Below are 18,375 nucleotides of genomic sequence, written 5' to 3'. Positions count from 1 at the left end.
ATGACAAAATTGAAAATAAATTTTAGAGAATAACAATGGCTTATAGCAAAAAAGTGATAGATCATTATGAAAATCCTCGTAATGTCGGGTCACTTGATAAAGAGAAAAAAAACGTCGGAACGGGACTAGTTGGAGCTCCTGCTTGTGGTGACGTGATGAAGTTACAAATCGAAGTTGATGATGATGGGATTATTACAGATGCTAAATTTAAAACATTCGGCTGCGGTTCAGCTATTGCTTCAAGTTCTTTAGTAACGGAATGGGTTAAAGGAAGATCGATAAATGATGCTGGAGAAATTAAAAATACTGAGATAGCAAGAGAATTATCGCTCCCGCCGGTAAAATTACATTGCTCACTACTTGCTGAAGATGCAATAAAAGCAGCTATTGCTGATTACAAACAGAAAAAAGAAAGCAAAAAAGACTCTTAAAACATGAACAATGTTATTTCATTAACCGATTCTGCTGCAAAGCAAGTAAAATTGCTAATAGAAAAACGAGCTAAGCCTACCTTTGGTGTTAGGATAGGGGTTAAGTCAGGCGGTTGTGCCGGTCAGATTTATTACGTTGAATATGCCGATAGTAAAAATCAATTCGATGAAGTAGTTGAAGACAAGGGTGTACGGATACTAATCGATCCAAAAGCGTTAATGTATATTCTAGGTTCTGAAATAGACTATGTAGAGACTAAATTCAAATCCCAATTCACTTTCACCAATCCTAACGAAAAAGCAGGTTGCGGCTGTGGCAGATCTTTTAGTGTGTGATAATCCCACTTGATTAATTACCCACCATATGTTATTCTATATTCTAGAATGCAAGAAAAGTAATTTATATGGTACAAGCATGTATATTAAAACTTGGTATAAAAGAAACAATAACGCTTGGTAAATTAGCTAAATGTTAATAGTAAAAAAGGACAAATTATTTTAGACCCTTATACGGGAATACCTTTAAAAGAAAGTTGGCTATTTAATAACAACAAGGCTTTAAACAGTTAAATAACGGTATTAAAGGCTTTGCTAAAGGACAAGTCAAATTTATAGAAAATTTCAGCATAAATCTATTAAAGGAAATAACGGAGAAGAAATATTTGAAGCTTATGCTGAAAATAATATTCCTGCTGCTTATAGAATTTTTTGGCATTATGTATCAAACAAAGATAACATCACTATTCTAGCAATTACGGTACATCCATAAAAAGCGTGTTGTAGCAAATCCTTTAACGTGTAACACTTAATATAATTTAAAATATGTTTAACTGGATTATAATAAAATATTCTCTTATCCTTCACCTAAAATTGAAAGCTTACAAATAATTCAAGGTAATAAAATACATGACCTGGATCAAATAAATGGGGTAGAGATTGAACAAGAATTTAGAATTTGCTGAATATGTTTTAAATTTCAGCGATTCTGATAAAAAAATGCCGGCGTTGGAGGAAATCTTAAATTTTAATAATCAAGGAGTTCCTTTCTCTATTATCGCAGAGAATAATGAAATCTCTCAGCCTACTTGCTATTTAGGATCGCTATTCTGAACAGAAGTACCGTTTACTTTATTCCCTGGATAAATCTTATCAGGATATTAGCTTTAAATTTTTTATTACTTGGGATAGTTAACAATTGCTTAACTGTTAGCCCATTTTTTGTAGCAATATGTGATAAAGTGACTTCTGATTTCACTGTATAAACTTTAGCGGTGTGATTTGGTATATTAACTCCTAAGATTATTTTTGATAGCTTAAAAAAGCTATCAATACTATTGCTAAAAATCATTATTTCAGCTATTTTAAAGCTATTTCTTTAATCAAATTATTATGTCGCAAAAATTAGGTTTCTGGGCGGTTTTTGCATTAGTAACCGGCAGTCAAATTGGTACTAGTGTTTTTATATTACCGCTAAGTTTAGCGCCGTTCGGTATATATAGCGTTTGGGGCTGGGTACTTTCATTATTCGGTGCTATGAGTATAGCCCTTGTATTCTCATTCTTATGTGCAAAATTTCCTAAAACAGGCGGTCCTCATGTTTATGTACGAGAGAGTTTTGGGGATAAAATAGCTTTCTTCACCGGTTTCACTTACTGGGTTATATCCTTTGTCAGTACAAGTATAGTTGTCATTTCGGCGATAGGTTATCTAACGCCTTTTTTTCAATCACAAGCGATTTTGGATTTAATATTACAGATAATATTATTAACTGCTATTACAATTTTAAATTTAAAAGGTCCTGAAGTAGCAGGAAAAGCAGAGTTTTATTTAACTCTCTTAAAATTTGTTCCGCTGCTTGTAGTAGGTTTAGCGGCATTATCTCATTTTAATATAGATAATATAGTTATTGCTAAGGAAGTAGAGAATTTAAGTATTCCGACTATTATGGGAAGAGTTGCACTGCTTACTTTTTGGGGATTTATTGGGGTAGAGTGTGCAACTACTACGGCAGGAGCGGTAAAAGATCCGGCAAAGACTATTCCAAGAGCCATAATAGTTGGCACTTTTTGCGTAGCGGTGTTATATATTATTAATAGTATAGGTATAATGGGATTAATCTCTGCTTCTGAACTTATTAATTCTAAAGCTCCTTATGCCGATGCCGCTGCATTATTGTTCGGTGGTAAATGGTCAAGCGTAATTGCAATTATAGCCTCGATTATATGTATAGGTACGCTCAACGCTTGGGTGCTGACTAGCGGACAGATTGCTCTAGGACTTGCAGAAGACGGGTTATTGCCGAAATTTTTTGCTAAGAAAAATAGCAATAACGCCCCAACTTACGGAATTATTGTAAGCTGCCTTGGCATTGTGCCATTATTAGTCTTTACGTCAAATGATAATTTTGCCGAGCAGATTACACAAATAATAGATTTTTCGGTAATAGCATTTTTGTTTGTTTATTTAATTTGTAGCTTAGCTTTCTTAAAGGTAATTCTTAGTTCAAAAGAAAATTTTTCTTATTATTATTTACTTATAGCCCTAATATCGATTATCTTTTGTGCATGGGTTATCTATGAAACACCTGTTAAAACTCTAATTATAGCTTGTTCTTTCACTATAGCAGGTATTCCTTTATATTATGGGTGGTATAGAGGAAGGAATAGAACTAAATTGTAGCCTATGTCATACCGTGGCTTGACCACGGTATCCATTGAGTATTTTTTTAGATACCGCAATCAAGTCGCGGTATGACAGGTAGTGAATATGACAAAAACCCGCATTAATCTACTTAGAAGCTTATTCACAGCATATGATATAGACAGTTATATAATTCCGTCTAACGATAAATATATGAGCGAATATGTACCTGAGTATGCCAAAAGGCTTGAATATATAACAGGTTTTACCGGTTCAAACGGTATAGTTATTATATGTAAAGATACAGCATTATTCTTTACTGACGGGCGTTATTTAGAGCAAGCAAATAAAGAGCTGGATTTAGAGCTTTTTAAGATCTTTGACTTAAAAGATATATCCACAACCTTAAATAAAGATACCAAAATAGGATATGATCCTCAATTATTTACTTGTCCAGCTATATCAAATTTAAAGCTCAATTTTCAGAAGATTAACGGAAATTTAGTTGATAAAATTTGGCATAATCAGCCATCAGAGCCAAACTCTAAAGTTTATTTACATGATATTAAATTTGCGGGTGTTAGTCATAATGATAAAATAAATAAATGCCGTAAAACCTTATTGTCATCCTGCGGCTTGACCGCAGGATCCAGTAATTATAATGAGCAATATGCTCTAATCATTCTCGACAGCTCCTCCATATGTTGGTTACTAAATTTGCGGGCTAGTGACGTTGCTTATACACCTTTAATGTTTGCAAAAGTAATCGTTACGTCTACAAAATTATATCTATTTATTGATCTCATAAGAATTGATGTCGCAATTATTAATGCACGTCCTGAAATAACAATTTTACCGGAAGAAGAATTTGAAAATATTTTAAAGGGTCATGACAATATTTTTATTGATGATACTATAGCCTCTGTTCATATAATGGACTTAATAGCTGATAAAAAAGTACAAAAAATTACCGATCCATGCTTAACGCTTAAAGCTTGTAAGAACGATGTAGAAATTAAGCATGCAATCGATTTTCATATTAAAGATGCAGTAGCTTTATGTGAGTTTTTTGCTGATTTTTCTCAATGTCATCTCCGTGAAAACGGGAATCCAGAAAAACATAATATGGATTCCAACTTTTGCGGGAATGACATATGGGATAATGAGAATGACGAATTGAACGAGTATTCCCTCGGTTTAAAACTTACAGAGTATCGAGCTAAACAAGAGGGGTATGTTTCGGATAGTTTTCCTGCTATTTGCGGATTTCAGGAGAATAGTGCCATTATTCATTATAGAGCTGTTCTGGAAAATGCTAAAAGAATTATAGGGCAGGGGATATTACTGATAGATTCCGGCGGTCAATATAGTGGTGCTACTACCGATATAACAAGGACAATCATGATAGGTACGCCGACTGATGAGCAGAAAAAGCGTTATACGCAAGTACTTAAAGGACATATTGCTTTAGCTAACGCCAAATTCCCAAAAAATATCATCGCAGGAGCTAATCTTGATATATTAGCTCGGCAATATTTATGGCAAGAAATGCTAGATTATCCACACGGTACAGGGCATGGAGTAGGTAGTTTCTTGAGTGTTCATGAAGGACCCCAAAGCATAAATCTTCGTAATAGAACCGTACTTCAAAAAGGTATGATTCTATCTAACGAACCTGGTTTTTATATTCCTGGAAAATACGGAATTAGAATAGAAAATTTAATGTATGTAAAAGAAAATAGCGGATGGCTTGAATTTGAAACCTTAAGCCTAGTACCTTATGATAGTAAATTGATTGATACAAAACTACTTAATATTGATGAAATAAATTATATTAAGGAATATTATAACAAAATTAGAGCTAAAATTTATGATTTATTATCTCCGCAAGCGAGTGGTTGGCTTAACAATGAAATAAATTTATTGTTACAATCATTATTGTAATTGACGTTCTCGCTATTTATTGGTATAAAGTCTATACATACATACATTTTTTATACATTGGGACGTCGCCAAGTGGTAAGGCAACGGTTTTTGGTATCGTCATTCGGAGGTTCGAATCCTCCCGTCCCAGCCATTCGTCAATGTGCAATTACCCAATCCACAAAATATTCATCAAATGAAACATTCAAATATATAAATTTTGTAGATTATCAGGATCTGCAAATGTATTAATTATGCCTGGTTTAAATTCAGCGGCTATTTCTACTTAGGTCATGTATTAATTATGCCTGGTTTAAATTCAGCGGCTATTTCTACTTAGGTCCTATAACAAACGGTTTTGAAAAACCCGTTCAAATACTTCAAGCTACAGCCACAGCTAATGAAATACTATGAAAGATTTTAGTAAAGAAGCATTAGTACAATAATTGTTCTATAATCTATATTATGGAAAATAAATGATAATTGCGTTACATTTAATGGTGCATTCGATTGGATTTGAACCAACGACCTTTGCCTTCGGAGGGCAATGCTCTATCCAGCTGAGCTACGAATGCAAATAAGAACGATATTAATAAGAACGATCTAAAATAAATCTAATAATCGAAAACAAATAATCTTTATAAATATTCTGAACCGGAATTTTATTTAATAATTTATTTATTTCATTTTCTAAGTTACTCAAATAATTAATTGTTTCATTGTAGATTTCATACTTTACCATTAAGTCACGTATTTGCATAAACTCATCATTAGTACGCTTATCGCATTTAATTATATTTTCAAGCCAAAGATGCTTATCTTGCTCTAGCGTATTATATAAAAAAATCAGCGGTAACGTAACTTTTCCTTCTAAGAAATCATCGCCGATATTTTTGCCTACCTGTTTATCATTACCCAAATAATCAAGTAGATCATCTATAACCTGAAATATCGTTCCGAGTAATTTCCCAAAGTACCGCATATCTTTAGAAATATGGTCTACCTGCTCTGCTATAATAGCTCCAACTTCACAAGAAGCACCAAATAACTCAGCAGTTTTAGACTTAACTATTTGGTGATACTCTTCTATAGTTATAATACGTCGCTCATTTAGCTTAACTAACTGTATTACCTCCCCTTCGGAAATAATTGCTGAAGCTTTAGCTAGAACATTCATAGCTTTAATAGAGCCGGAAGCTACCATTAACTTAAAAGACTGACTAAATAGGAAATCACCGACTAAAATACTTGTTTTACTTCCCCAAATAACGTTAGCCGTAGGTTTGAATCTTCTTAAAGTGCTGTCGTCTACCACATCATCATGAAGCAATGTAGCGGTGTGAATGAATTCAACGGCGCTTGCGAGCTTTATATGATTATCGCCTTTATAATCAAACATTTTAGCGGTTATTATAGTTAAAAGCGGACGAATTCTTTTACCGCCTGCCTCTAGTAAATATTTACCGACCTTTTCTATTAACTCTTCATCACTTTTTAAACAGCTAATGTTTAAATTGTTTAACTTAGTTACTTCATCTTTTAAATCTTGCTGTATTTTTACTATAATATTCATGGTATTTTTTGAATTGCTAGAGGCCTGTAAGTACTAATAGAATCTGTGATCAAGTCACGGGGTAACAATCTCAGGCAACATACATTCCTCTAATATTTTTTGATTAACACTCGGAATTAACTCTATAATCTTTTCTTTTACGTTTTCTCCGGGTTTCACTTTCTTTACTGCTGCTTGGTATAAAGATAAATAATATAAAGGTATAAGTTTATTTATATCATCTATAGTACCTATTTTAGCTTTGTTTAAATCGGATAAATCAAACTCATACTCAATGCTAGCGTCAATTAAATTAGATGAATTCGGGTGATCGGAAATAGCTTTTAAAAATGATTTTAGAGCATCTCCGTATACTTCTTTGCTCTCGTTGGATAAGTTTTTAAAATCACCTACCCCATATACATATAGACTTAAAACATCTATTATTTTAGAGTAATCATTAATTACTATTGTACCTTTACTGTAAGAATCTTTAAGAGCATTTACTATAGTTTCATTTGTTATATTAAATCCTGATGCGTTTGAATATAGACTTAAAGCATTTATCTGTGCTCTAGTTAATTTATTTAATTCAGTAACTAAATTAATATTTAAATTAAAATTATATTGCCTATCTTCAAAAATACTAAACTGTTTATTTTTATTTAAAATATAGCTTAGTTCATTATTAAAATCTTTATATAGATTATTATCGGAAAGTTTAAACAGATAGGTTTGCCTATCGTAATATTTCTTTATAAATTCTAAAGAACCTATTATAAAACCAGGTTTTAGCTTAAATTGCGAATCTACCAAAAGATCAATATTATTATTGCCGAAATCGTTTAACTTACCTTTATATAATAAATTAATATTATTTTCAAAGTTATTACTATTGATTTTTGCATTAGTCACTTCAATTGTTAAATCTTTAGCAATATCTTTAAAATGCAAACTACTAGTACTAATCAAGAAATTACCGGAAAATTTGAAGTTATTATTCCAAGCTGGTCTATATAATAATAAGCCGGCAGGTATTATTCTATCTTCAAGGTTACTTTTTACTATTTCGGTTTCATAATAAATTTCTAATTTTTGCGGTATATTATCAAGGAAATCTTGTTTACTTGTATAATACTTACTTTTGTCAAATAACATAGTAAGCATAGTATGATCTTCTTCATATAATTTTTGATTATCGACTAAGTCAAAAATTTTTGTTTTACTGGAAGTAAACTCAATATTTTCTATTAAATTTATAATTTCAAATAAATCTTTTTTTGATCGTATTATTTCAAATAATTTAAAATTTAACGGTATTTTTGTTGACAATATACAGTTCTCATTATAAAATCTTACTCCAAAGCCTCTTTGAACTGGCTTAAATTGTCCTAATGCTTCTCCGGAAAAATTTATAAATAATTTCTGCTTAAGTAAATCATAACCAATATGTATCGGTGTAGTAAATTCAATTGCTCTATTAATACTCTCTTCTTGCCAATTAACTACTGAGATACCCCATTTAAAAGGAAAACCATAGGGCTGAACTTTAGAGAATTTAATAAGGTATTGCTGATTAGGATTATTATCAGCCTCTTCTATATTAAGGTTAGTATCGGCATATTTTTGATTTATAGAGTGTGATAAAGAGAATATAATAGTAAACCACAGACCACTATATGCGAATATAATAAAGATAGTTATAAATAATATTATTTTAAGAATTTTTTTCATTTCTTTAGGTATTTTATATGTATGTCATCCCTGCGAAAGCCTTGTTAGGCGTTGTCCGCATGGATCGAAAAACCTACTCGATGTCATTTCCGCGTGTAGGCGAGAATCTAGGATAAAGCGAGATTTTAAAAAGTTTTAAAGTGCTGAATTCCCGCCTACGCGGGAATGACATAGCTGCCCTGCAACACAAAGCCCTTTTGCAGGAATGACATATATCTTCTACTTACACAGCTCTATATATTCCTTATTCAATTTTATAACGTTCCAAATCCATAAACTCATTATAACTATAAAAATTACCAATAAATATATTATAATAGAATCAAAGGTAGTAGTCGGAATAATAATAAATATCAAAGACTGGATAAATGCTCCAAGCGATTTACCGAATTTAGTACCTATTACCTCTACGGCAGCTTTTCCCTTAGTTCTAAGCTCTAAAGATAATGGGATATACGCCATTTCTTTTGTTGAATCGAATAATGAATATTTAGACGATTTACTAAGTATGTTCTGAATTGCTCCAACAATAATCGCTGCATATAGAAGATTAAAATCACCGAAACATGCTCCTATTTCTTCAATAAAAATTATAAAGATAAAAAACATCAAGCCGGTAATAGACAACATAATAGGGGTTAATAATGCAGCAATAAACCAACCGAGTCTTCTAAGAATATTGCTGCCTATTATCATGAAGGTAACGCATGATATCCCCATCCAAATATTAAACCTGCCCATAAAGTTAACATAGTCTATAGTGTTTGGGTATAATTCTTTTATTTTTGCTTTCCAAGGTCCTTCGACTATATTTATTAATAACCCATAACAAATTATTAGTAAAGCAATACGACCTATATATTTTGAGTGAATTACTAATTTGATACTTTCAATTACCGAAAGTTTTGTTTTCGTTTTAGCCGTAACTTTTTTTGTATCTAAAACATTTATAGAGTCTGTTAAAATAAATCTATTTATTATTCTAAATAGAAGCATAGCCATTATTCCTGCAGTAGCAATAATTGATATGATTGGCTGAAGCATTATAGCATTTCTGGCAGATGAATTAAAAGAATCTGATAATAATTCTGAATCAATGACATCTTGCCCACTTGAGAACAAGACAAGTACGCTGCCTGCTATTATAAGACCGATATTGCCGACCATTCCAAGAACTGGATAGAATCTTTTAGCTTTAGAAGTATCAAAAATGTGATTGGCAAACTGCCAAAACATTAAGTTTATGACTACTGCACTCCATAATTCCGAGAAAATATACATCAATGCATAACTCCATTTACTACCTATTTTAATGAACCATTTAAAATTAGGGTATGAAGCAATTAAATTATTTATCATTTCATCGTTAGGATGATAAATATCTTGATTGGGATAAATAATATAGGCAAATAATAAGAAAAACAGTAAAAAACTGCCGACTATAATGTAGAAAATATATTCAAAATTTAATTTATTACTAAGCTTAACATAAAGTACAGTAAAAATTACGCAGGAGGGTAATACTAACCATAATTTTAAGAAACTAATAATTTCAGCCCCCATAGAAGGTACTACTAAACTATCTTTGATAGATCTTAAAGCCCCAAAATTAAAAAGGATACATAACATCATTAAAGCCATAGGTATAAATAGCTTTAATTCTTTCCTTTCTATAGGCCAAATTATTTCTTTAACTTTTTCAAAGAAAATTTTAGGCGGTAACATTTTTATTGTAACCTTACATATTAAAGTTAACTTTTAAATCTCTTAAGTGCTAAAGTCAATTAAAATAATTAATTTATACTACTCCAAGGTGTTATTTCTCTATATCGCCAGTAGTATTTTGTCATTTTATCTAACTTGTCCTGATTTGTCTTCCATAGTTCATGCTTATCGGTAACTCCTCGCAATGACGGTGATTTGATGAAAAATTAAAAGCAAAAGCTTGGTCTGGAATCTTGCAGTTTTTTTAAAACATATTCACGAACGAGATTTATTAAAGAGATGGCAAGAAGTAGCTGATCTTTTACCTGAATTTATTAAAGTTAATATTGGTATAATTATATAGAGCTAATTTTGTCCTACACCTTGAATAAGATTAAGGAAAATGATAAAATAGAAATAGAAAAAATGCCTAAATCACATTTAAACCCTGAAGTAGGAGGAAAATTTATGAATAGCTTAGCTCATAGCTGGAAACACGAAAGTATTGAAGAAGGTAGAAAAATAAAGAGAAAATTATTATAGCTAAAAAGATGCTATCTATAAAAGAGCCTATAAATAAGATTATAAACTTTACAGGTTTAAAAAAAGCAGAAATTGAGAAATTAAAATAACATAATTACATTACATGCTGCAAATAAACAGAATAATCACATTGTTGTATAGCTACAGGCATATATAAAATTCATGTTAAATAACTCTCGTTTATGTATTATTTGGTTGTTTGGACTTATTAGCGGTTTTAATCTAATGATTACCGGTAATACTTTAAATTATTGGCTTGCTAAAGAAGATATAGCACTGCAAACAATTGGTATATTATCATTCATAACGCTTCCCTACTCTATTAATTTCTTGTTAGCACCGATTTTTGATGCAGTGCAAATTAAATATTTAAACAAAAAATTTGGTCATAGATTATCTTGGATTTGCTTAACTAGTACTGCGTTAATATTTCTTATATATATTTTCAGCTTTCTAGATCCTCGTACTAATCTAGTATTATTTACCTTTACGGCTTTAATTATTTCTTTTTTTAGTGCTGCCCAAGATACTATATTAAGTGCTTTAAGAACAGAAATAGTACCTAAAGAATCGCTGGGGTTTACTTCAGGAATATATATATTCGGTTATCGGGTCGGTATGCTTTTAGCCGGTTCCGGAGCTATTTATTTATCTATTTATTTTACATTTAATGAAATATATAAAATCTTTGCCGGCTTAGTATGTATTTATTTAATTTTATTGATTGTAGCTGCTAGATATACTAATTCTTTTGGTCTCGTTGAAGAAAAAATATGTCATTCCTGTGGAAGCGGGAATCCAGAAAACAACCAAAATAAGCATGAATTTTTTATAAAACGTTATTATTCTAATTTCTTAAAGATCTTTCTGGATTCCCGCTTCCGCGGGAATGACATCAGCCTCGCATACTTCATTATTCTTATATTAATTTTCCTAGTATTATATCGATTACCGGATAATTTAATCAATGTTATGATTAATCCGTTTTTGCTTCATCTTGAGTATGATGCTTTTGAAATAGCAAGTGTTGGAAAGTTTTGGGGTGTTGTAGGAGCTATAATCGGCGGACTACTCGGCGGCTTTATTATGAAACATAAAAATATATTAAATAGTATATTTTTATTTGGGATTATTCATGCTTTAGGACATATTTTATTTATTTTTCTTGAAATAAACGGTAAAAATTCTTTATTATTATTTATCACGATAGGAATAGAAAGTATTACCGGTGGTATGACGATGACTGCTTATATAGCTTTTATTTCTTCGCTATGCCAAGGTAAATTTCGAGCTACTCAATATTCTTGTCTTTCATCGATGATGGGAATTTCACGCTCAATTTTTCCTATAATTTCAGGCTATATGATAGTAAATTTCGGTTGGCAAAATTTCTTTTTATTTACTACAATTATTACTATCCCGTCTTTATTAATATTATTAAAGATAAAAACTAAATTACAATAATGAATGATATATTAAGTGCTTTTTTACATGGTATTGTTTTAGCTCTTGGTTTAATAGTGCCGCTTGGAGTACAGAATATTTTTATATTTAATCAAGGAGCAAAACAGCCAAAGTATAGTAAGGCTTTACCTAGCATCATTGCAGCCTCAATATGTGATACTATTCTTATATGTATTGCAGTTTTTGGGATATCTTTGTTAATTCTTGAAATTTCTTGGTTAAAATTATCTATATTTATTGTTGGATTTATTTTCTTAATTTATATGGGATATAATACTTGGAATCAGCCGCCTATTGACCTTACAATGAATTCCGGGGCTTTTTCAGCTAAAAAACAAATTTTATGTGCTATATCGGTGTCAATATTAAATCCGCATGCAATTATGGATACGATTATAGTAATAGGTACTAGTGCTTTAAGGTATAACGGTATTGCAAAAATTATGTTTACCTTAACTTGTATATTTATATCTTGGATATGGTTTTTTTCTTTAGCAGTTGCAGGTTATAATATCAGAAAGCTAAATAAAAGTAGTACGATTTTAACTATAATTAATAAGATCGCTGCTATTATTATTTGGGCAGTTGCTTTTTATATTGGAGTACAAATTTTGTATGAAATCGGTTTTATTAACTAGAAATATTGAAGAAAATAATGAAACTATAAAAGAAATAAGTAAATCTAATTTAGATTTATGTTATATTCATTGTCCTTTAATTAAATATGAAGCTCTAGATTTTAATATTTATATTTTAGATAATTACTCAAATATAATAATTACTAGTAAATACTCAGCAAATATCTTAGTCGGTTACAACTTAAAACAAGATATTTGGGTAGTAGGTAGTAAGTCAAAACGATTATTAGGCAAGAAAGTAATTTATACTGCTAAAAACGTGGAAGATTTGATTAAGCATTTTCCTCCTGATTTATATGAGCAGACTATATACTTATCTTCAAATGAAATTACTAAAGATTTACCTAATAAAATCGCTAGACATATCATTTATAATGTAGAATATTTGAATGAGTTGCCCATATCTATTATAAAAGAGTTAGAAAAAAATATTGATTTTATATTACTTTATTCTCAGAATAGTGCTAAGACTTTTATAAGATTATTACTTCAAAATAATTTACTAGAATACTTACAAGATAGCTTAGTTGTAGCCATAAGTTTGAAAGTCGCAAATATAGTTAGACCTTTTATAAAAAATGTGGTTTATTGTGATGACCATAACCCTAATTATATAATCAAGTTATTATCTGAAAATGCAAAAATTCGATAGTTTATTTAAAAGCAAAAACATCTTTTTTATAGCAATAGTAATATTTGTATTATCTTCTTTTACTTTTTATCATAATAGAGCCGATATTTTAAAATTGTTTAAAAGTGAAAATAAAGATTTAAGCCAAATTCCTGATCAAGCAGTAGAAAATAAAGAAAATACTACCTTGGAAGAAAAGGAAGTAGCCCATCTATTATCTACTAAGTCGCTTTTAAATTACGTAAGTTCTTTAAAGTTTCCTGAAGCACCGGAACCGGGTTCCTCGGTCAAGCTACGGGATCATAATGTAGAAGCTCCTATTAAACCATATTCAGTGGATTATATTAATTACTTATTAAATGTAAATCTGTTAGTATATAATTTCATGCAGGATAAAGACTATAGTAAGGAGTTAAGAATAGTAAAATCTCGCCTGCTGCCTCAAGATATAAGAAATATTTTAAATAACCTAGAAGCATATAATAATAAGTATCTTTTTTCTAAATCAAGTAGTACGGAAGTAATTTTTCCTACCAACCATAAGTGGCTGGAGAAATTTATCAAAATTGAGAAAAAACCTTCTGCTATGATGATAAAAGAACAAGATAAAACTCTAATTGTAGAGAAATTAAACTATCTAATCGATTTTCTTTATGCAGAAAAATTTATGCAGGAGTTTGTAAATAAAGATGTTTAGGTTATTATTAATATGTGCTACTTTTTTACTGCTTTATTTCGGGTTTACTTTAATAGAGAGCTTTGATTCCAAAGTTTTTATTAGTGTATATGATTATAATATTGAGATTACCTTGTTCTTTAGTCTTATTTTATGGCTTTTATTAATAATTTCTTGTTTTATTATAATTAGGTTTTTAATATTAATTATCGATTTACCGTCTACAATACATAATATTTTTAATAAACGAAAAATTAATCATGAGAGATATGCTTTAATTTTAGCTTTTGCCGAATATATTATGAATAATAAAGCTAAATCTGCTTCAATTGCTCGCAAAAATTTATCTTCTGAAGATTTAAAGGGTTTGCAAGAATCCCATAATTTAATCTTAGCCGTAACTGAAGAGGATATAGATAGAAAAATTTCCTATTTGCAAAAACTTATTACATCTAAAGAATTTGTTTTTTACGGTAGCAAAAACCTAGCAAAACTTTATTATGATAAATCTTTGTATGAGAAAGCAGAAAATTACGCAACAAAGGCTTATAATTTAAATGCACTTGATAGTGACAATTTAATTACTTTAATGCGTTGTTATGCTAGACTTTCTCTATGGACGAAATTTATTTTTATAACAAACAAGCTCGCAAAATTTCATAAACATGATTCTATGCCGGAAATTGCTGAGTATTATTTATTAGCAGCAAAGCAAGAAGTAGAAAGTAATAATACGGCTAACGCTATAGATTATTTGGAAATGGCTATAGATTTAAATTTTTATAACGATGAATTACTAGAATTTTACTTTAATTTAAATGATAAGCTTAATGTTAATAAAAAGACCAAAATATTAAAAGATGCTTTTCGTATTATCCCCTCTTTAAAATTAGTGCAGCTATTTAAAAACTTTACTTCTATATCAGATAGGCAAATTTACGAAGAATTAACTAGGGAGTTAGATGCTAAAAAAGATGAAATATTAATTTTGGCAATAGAAGCTTATTTAGAATTATAGGTGTTGTTGTATCATGTCATTCCTGCGCAAGCACAGGAGTCTAGAAAAAATAGTCTCAATATTGGCAAAACAAACCTAAAAAAACAAGTTTTTATAGGTTTTATTGGATGCCCACTTTCCGTGGGAATGACATAAAATGAGCCCCACGGGATGACAAAGGTGAAATTGATTCACGCCGGGCAACGCCTACTCGCAATGACGGATAAGATAAAACCTAATATAAAAATAGTTTCTTTTGGCTCTTACTAATTGCTTCATTTACATTGTTATTATGGTGATGATAATTAGATTGGATCGTTATTAAATAATCATTTATTGCTTTAGAAAATTCTTCAGTTTTATAACGAAAGAAATGGTCCGCCCCATTGATAATTTTATAATCAACTTTAATATGGGATTGTTGCTTAGATAATCTATTTGCTAGGTCTTTTACATCATCTGCCGATACTATACTATCATTATCTCCCTGTAATATAAACCCTGGAATAGGACAAGGTGAAAGGAATGAGAAATCATATTTATGAATTGTATTAACCGGTGGTGAGATAGCAATAAAATGATTTATTTCCGGACGTCTCATTACAAGCTGCATAGCTATCCACGCTCCGAAAGAAAAGCCTAATATCAGGTTGGAATGAGCATTTGGGTTATTCTGCTGTAACCAGTCGAGAGCTGCACCAGCATCAACAACTTCACCGACTCCATTATCAAATTTACCTTGCGATCCCCCTACTCCTCTAAAATTAATACGTAAGACGGTATAACCGTTATCTGCTAAAATTTTATAAGCATTATAAACTACTTTATTATTCATATTACCCTCATATAAAGGATGAGGATGAAGAATTAATGCAATAGGGGCATTAGGTGCGGTAGCTTTTGCATATCTTCCTTCAATTCGTCCTTCCGGACCGTTAAAATAAATTTGTGGCATAATTATATTTAATTTGTTCGATATGATATTTTACCACTTTTTCTTATTAGTGCAACTATTCTTATATTTTAAAACACTATCACTAAATAATCGATTATATTGACGCATGCCGCCATATATACTAAAATAGCGGATAATAATAACTGAATGGAGAATACAGTAGATATTAGAATACGTGTGTCAGCAGATATAAAGATAGAAGCAGAAGAAATATTTAAGCAAATGGGGATGACTATGTCGGAAGCCATGAGGATCTTCCTAAATCAATGTATAAATAGCGGCGGTTTGCCTTTCAAACCACATATTAAGATTCCTAATAAAGAAACATTAGAATCATTTAAGCAAGCAGAAAACGGTGAATTTGAAAGCTATAATTTAAACAATTTGAAAAATTTTTAGATGACATCGCTAAATGAGACAGATTCACTCTACTGTAATTTTTAATCGCGATTTAAAACAATTGGTTAAAAGAGGCAAAAATATAAAAAAATACAAGCAATAGTGAATATGCTTGTAAACAATATTGCTTTACCACAAAAATATAGACCTCATAAACTCATAGGCAACCATTACCCAAAATGGGAATGTCATATTGAACCTGATTGGCTATTAATATATGAAATAAAAAAGATACAATTATTTTATATCGCACAGGAACATATGCAGATTTTTTTAAGTCCATAGCAAATTACAAAAGTAATTTGCTATTTATTATGACCTAAGAAAATACTGCTCGTTCGACTGCATCTGCACTATGTTGTACTAAATCCTTAGCGATTTCTTTAGTAACCATCTTTTTTAGACCGTTTTTAAGTTCTTGTCTAACACATCCAAGCATCTGCGGTTCTGCTACAATAATCAATTCCTTATATTTAGCTTGATTAGCAGCCGTTACTTTCTCTAGATGTTTAATAACGCTCCTTGCTGCTTCTTTATGTTCTATATCTTTTAACGAAGTATGCGGCTCAAATAACGAAGCCGGTGTAGATTTATTTTGGTAAAGGCGTTGTCTTTTTTCTCTATGGTGGTGATGCTCCTCTAAATCCAAAGATAATTTTAAAGGTTTATTAGTAGTAATTTTAATCCCAAACGCGTCGTAAAGCATCATTTGCTTACTATCGATAACTGCAATTAATTTTAACGATTCTGTACTTACCATAAATACCTCCATAGTAATATATTGGTCATGTTATGATAATACTAATTATTATATAAACCAAATTAATTTAATAATTTTTGCTTTTCGCTATTAATTATTCGCTCAACCTTATCATTTAGAATACGTACGTCTGTTTGCTCTACCTCTTCTTTTTCTATTACACCTATAATCTTTACCTTTATAGTTCCAGGTTGCTTAAACCAAAAACCTCTAGGCCAAAATAAACCGGCATTGTGAGCCATCATTACAATTGGCACTTTAGTAATTGAAGCAAGTTTTACGGCACTCGGCTTAAATTTCACCGTTCTATCAGGTGGGACTTTGGTTGATTCCGGAAATATTATCAACCATAATCCTTCTTTTATTTTTTCCTGGCCTTCTCTTAAAATCTGAGCAACCGAGCTATTAGTACCACGGTCAACTGCAATAGGTTTAACCATCCGCAGTCCCCAACCAAGCAAGGGTATATTAAATAATTCACGCTTTAATACCCAAGAATGTTTAGGAATAATCAGTTGCATAAACATTTGATCCCAAAAGGATTGGTGATTAGACACGACTATTGAGATTGTTTTCGGTAATTTCTCAAGTCCCTCTACTTCATATTTTAAACCGCAACAAATTTTTGCAAGCCACACAAAAGCATAAGAAAAGATAATGGCAATTCTATATCTTATTTGATAGTTGACATTGAAAAATGTTATGGGTATGTAACATACAAGAAAAAAAATAAATGTAAATAACGATAATAATCCGTAAAATGATAAAATTCTTAAACGCCACAGCATAATTATTAAATAATTATTAATTCAAATGGTACTTATAACATAAATTTATAGCGAGTAAAATAAATAAGGTATTATAATGAAAAAAACTGTTCTTTCCGGTGTGCAAGCTACCGGTTCTTTACATCTCGGTAACTATTTAGGTTCAATTAGACACTGGGTTAAAATGCAGGAAGAATATAATTGTTTTTTCTTCTTAGCAGATTTGCATGCTATCACGGTTGATATTAAGTCATCAGAACTTAATAATTCAATTATTGGGGTTCTTGCTGTTTATTTAGCAGCAGGGCTTAACCCGGATAAAGTAACAATTTTTGCCCAAAGTATGGTGAAAGAGCATGCAGAGCTTGCTTGGCTACTAAATTGTGTTACACCGCTTGGATGGTTAAAGAGAATGACGCAATTTAAAGATAAAGCAGGAAGCGATCAAGAAAAAGCTTGCCTTGGGTTATTTGCTTATCCGGTACTTATGGCAGCGGATATATTGATATATAAAGCTGATATAGTGCCTGTAGGTGAGGATCAGAAGCAGCATTTAGAGCT

General features: G+C 30.8%; 20 protein-coding genes, 2 tRNA genes and 4 pseudogenes. 18 read left to right on the top strand and 8 right to left on the bottom strand.

The annotated features are described in order from the left end of the window. The first annotated feature begins 35 nt into the window (after window positions 1–35). The 7 genes and pseudogenes from iscU to A452_RS09660 all read left to right on the top strand — a co-directional run. Window positions 36–431, top strand: coding sequence for a Fe-S cluster assembly scaffold IscU (gene iscU, locus A452_RS0103665; RefSeq protein ID WP_014412646.1), 396 nt, complete (start codon window positions 36–38; stop codon window positions 429–431). A gap of 3 nt (window positions 432–434) precedes the next feature. After that, on the top strand, window positions 435–767 hold the full coding sequence (locus A452_RS0103660) for a HesB/IscA family protein (RefSeq protein WP_014412647.1): 333 nt from the start codon (window positions 435–437) through the stop codon (window positions 765–767). Window positions 768–1,367: 600 nt separating this feature from the next. Then, window positions 1,368–1,541 carry a hypothetical protein gene (locus A452_RS10815; protein ID WP_017208556.1) on the top strand — a complete coding sequence of 58 codons (174 nt, stop codon included), beginning with the start codon at window positions 1,368–1,370 and terminating at the stop codon, window positions 1,539–1,541. A gap of 279 nt (window positions 1,542–1,820) precedes the next feature. Further along, the gene (locus A452_RS0103645; protein ID WP_014412649.1) at window positions 1,821–3,110 is read left to right on the top strand and encodes an APC family permease; all 1,290 of its coding nucleotides are present in this window, start codon (window positions 1,821–1,823) and stop codon (window positions 3,108–3,110) included. Between the two features lie 87 nt (window positions 3,111–3,197). Next, window positions 3,198–5,015 carry an aminopeptidase P family protein gene (locus tag A452_RS0103640; protein WP_014412650.1) on the top strand — a complete coding sequence of 606 codons (1,818 nt, stop codon included), beginning with the start codon at window positions 3,198–3,200 and terminating at the stop codon, window positions 5,013–5,015. 58 nt (window positions 5,016–5,073) lie between these two features. Then, window positions 5,074–5,148: transfer RNA gene (locus A452_RS0103635), tRNA-Gln, on the top strand. Window positions 5,149–5,200: 52 nt separating this feature from the next. Next, window positions 5,201–5,408 (top strand): annotated as a pseudogene (locus A452_RS09660) (phosphate acyltransferase); the annotation flags it as partial. A gap of 84 nt (window positions 5,409–5,492) precedes the next feature. Here A452_RS09660 and A452_RS0103630 read toward each other — a convergent pair. The 5 genes and pseudogenes from A452_RS0103630 to A452_RS12810 form a co-directional block, all read right to left on the bottom strand. After that, window positions 5,493–5,569: transfer RNA gene (locus tag A452_RS0103630), tRNA-Arg, on the bottom strand. 14 nt (window positions 5,570–5,583) lie between these two features. Beyond that, on the bottom strand, window positions 5,584–6,567 hold the full coding sequence (locus tag A452_RS0103625) for a polyprenyl synthetase family protein (RefSeq protein ID WP_014412651.1): 984 nt from the start codon (window positions 6,565–6,567) through the stop codon (window positions 5,584–5,586). Window positions 6,568–6,621: 54 nt separating this feature from the next. Further along, the gene (locus A452_RS0103620) at window positions 6,622–8,280 is read right to left on the bottom strand and encodes a hypothetical protein (RefSeq protein WP_014412652.1); all 1,659 of its coding nucleotides are present in this window, start codon (window positions 8,278–8,280) and stop codon (window positions 6,622–6,624) included. A 219-nt stretch (window positions 8,281–8,499) separates the two neighbouring features. Next, the gene (gene tlc3, locus A452_RS0103615) at window positions 8,500–10,005 is read right to left on the bottom strand and encodes a nucleotide exchange transporter Tlc3 (RefSeq protein WP_014412653.1); all 1,506 of its coding nucleotides are present in this window, start codon (window positions 10,003–10,005) and stop codon (window positions 8,500–8,502) included. A gap of 68 nt (window positions 10,006–10,073) precedes the next feature. Further along, a pseudogene (locus A452_RS12810) lies at window positions 10,074–10,178 on the bottom strand (lipopolysaccharide 1,2-glucosyltransferase); the annotation flags it as partial. Between the two features lie 47 nt (window positions 10,179–10,225). Between A452_RS12810 and A452_RS12540 the strand changes: the two are divergent. From A452_RS12540 to A452_RS0103575, 8 genes and pseudogenes are all read left to right on the top strand, one after another. After that, a complete protein-coding gene (locus A452_RS12540) occupies window positions 10,226–10,348 on the top strand; it encodes a hypothetical protein (protein WP_014412654.1) in 123 nt (40 codons plus the stop codon). A 20-nt stretch (window positions 10,349–10,368) separates the two neighbouring features. Beyond that, window positions 10,369–10,527 carry a hypothetical protein gene (locus A452_RS12980; RefSeq protein ID WP_014412655.1) on the top strand — a complete coding sequence of 53 codons (159 nt, stop codon included), beginning with the start codon at window positions 10,369–10,371 and terminating at the stop codon, window positions 10,525–10,527. 162 nt (window positions 10,528–10,689) lie between these two features. Further along, entirely contained in the window at window positions 10,690–11,991 is a 1,302-nt protein-coding gene (locus A452_RS0103595) for an AmpG family muropeptide MFS transporter (protein ID WP_014412656.1), read from the top strand. Next, complete coding sequence (locus A452_RS0103590; protein WP_025999564.1) at window positions 11,988–12,629, top strand: LysE/ArgO family amino acid transporter; 642 nt, start codon at window positions 11,988–11,990, stop codon at window positions 12,627–12,629. Before A452_RS0103595 ends, A452_RS0103590 begins: the two co-directional genes overlap by 4 nt. Further along, complete coding sequence (locus A452_RS0103585; protein ID WP_014412658.1) at window positions 12,607–13,281, top strand: uroporphyrinogen-III synthase; 675 nt, start codon at window positions 12,607–12,609, stop codon at window positions 13,279–13,281. The genes A452_RS0103590 and A452_RS0103585 overlap by 23 nt, the downstream gene beginning before the upstream one ends. Further along, a pseudogene (locus tag A452_RS12975) lies at window positions 13,265–13,528 on the top strand (hypothetical protein); the annotation flags it as partial. The gene A452_RS0103585 and the pseudogene A452_RS12975, both read left to right, overlap by 17 nt. A gap of 63 nt (window positions 13,529–13,591) precedes the next feature. Then, a pseudogene (locus A452_RS12970) lies at window positions 13,592–13,957 on the top strand (hypothetical protein); the annotation flags it as partial. Beyond that, a complete protein-coding gene (locus A452_RS0103575; RefSeq protein ID WP_014412660.1) occupies window positions 13,950–14,954 on the top strand; it encodes a tetratricopeptide repeat protein in 1,005 nt (334 codons plus the stop codon). The pseudogene A452_RS12970 and the gene A452_RS0103575, both read left to right, overlap by 8 nt. A 214-nt stretch (window positions 14,955–15,168) precedes the next feature. Here A452_RS0103575 and A452_RS0103565 read toward each other — a convergent pair whose 3' ends face one another. After that, complete coding sequence (locus tag A452_RS0103565) at window positions 15,169–15,888, bottom strand: alpha/beta hydrolase (RefSeq protein ID WP_014412661.1); 720 nt, start codon at window positions 15,886–15,888, stop codon at window positions 15,169–15,171. Window positions 15,889–16,035: 147 nt separating this feature from the next. Here A452_RS0103565 and A452_RS0103560 point away from each other — a divergent pair, with 147 nt between their 5' ends. Next, window positions 16,036–16,287 (top strand): type II toxin-antitoxin system RelB/DinJ family antitoxin, encoded by a 252-nt coding sequence (locus tag A452_RS0103560; RefSeq protein WP_014412662.1) that lies wholly within the window; start codon window positions 16,036–16,038, stop codon window positions 16,285–16,287. Between the two features lie 108 nt (window positions 16,288–16,395). Then, window positions 16,396–16,572, top strand: a complete 177-nt coding sequence (locus tag A452_RS11550; RefSeq protein ID WP_014412663.1) for a type II toxin-antitoxin system mRNA interferase toxin, RelE/StbE family — start codon at window positions 16,396–16,398, stop codon at window positions 16,570–16,572. A 34-nt stretch (window positions 16,573–16,606) separates the two neighbouring features. Here A452_RS11550 and A452_RS0103550 read toward each other — a convergent pair whose 3' ends face one another. Both A452_RS0103550 and A452_RS0103545 read right to left on the bottom strand, forming a co-directional pair. Then, window positions 16,607–17,047, bottom strand: a complete 441-nt coding sequence (locus tag A452_RS0103550) for a host attachment protein (RefSeq protein WP_014412664.1) — start codon at window positions 17,045–17,047, stop codon at window positions 16,607–16,609. Between the two features lie 62 nt (window positions 17,048–17,109). Continuing rightward, entirely contained in the window at window positions 17,110–17,835 is a 726-nt protein-coding gene (locus A452_RS0103545; RefSeq protein ID WP_014412665.1) for a lysophospholipid acyltransferase family protein, read from the bottom strand. A 76-nt stretch (window positions 17,836–17,911) separates the two neighbouring features. Between A452_RS0103545 and trpS the strand changes: the two genes are divergently transcribed. Then, on the top strand, window positions 17,912–18,375 hold a 464-nt coding region (gene trpS, locus A452_RS0103540; protein WP_017208552.1), incomplete at its 3' end, for a tryptophan--tRNA ligase.

The sequence above is a fragment of the Rickettsia australis str. Phillips genome (assembly GCF_000273745.1).
GTDB classification, from domain to species: Bacteria; Pseudomonadota; Alphaproteobacteria; order Rickettsiales; family Rickettsiaceae; genus Rickettsia; species Rickettsia australis.
This window is presented reverse-complemented; position numbering and strand designations above follow the sequence as displayed.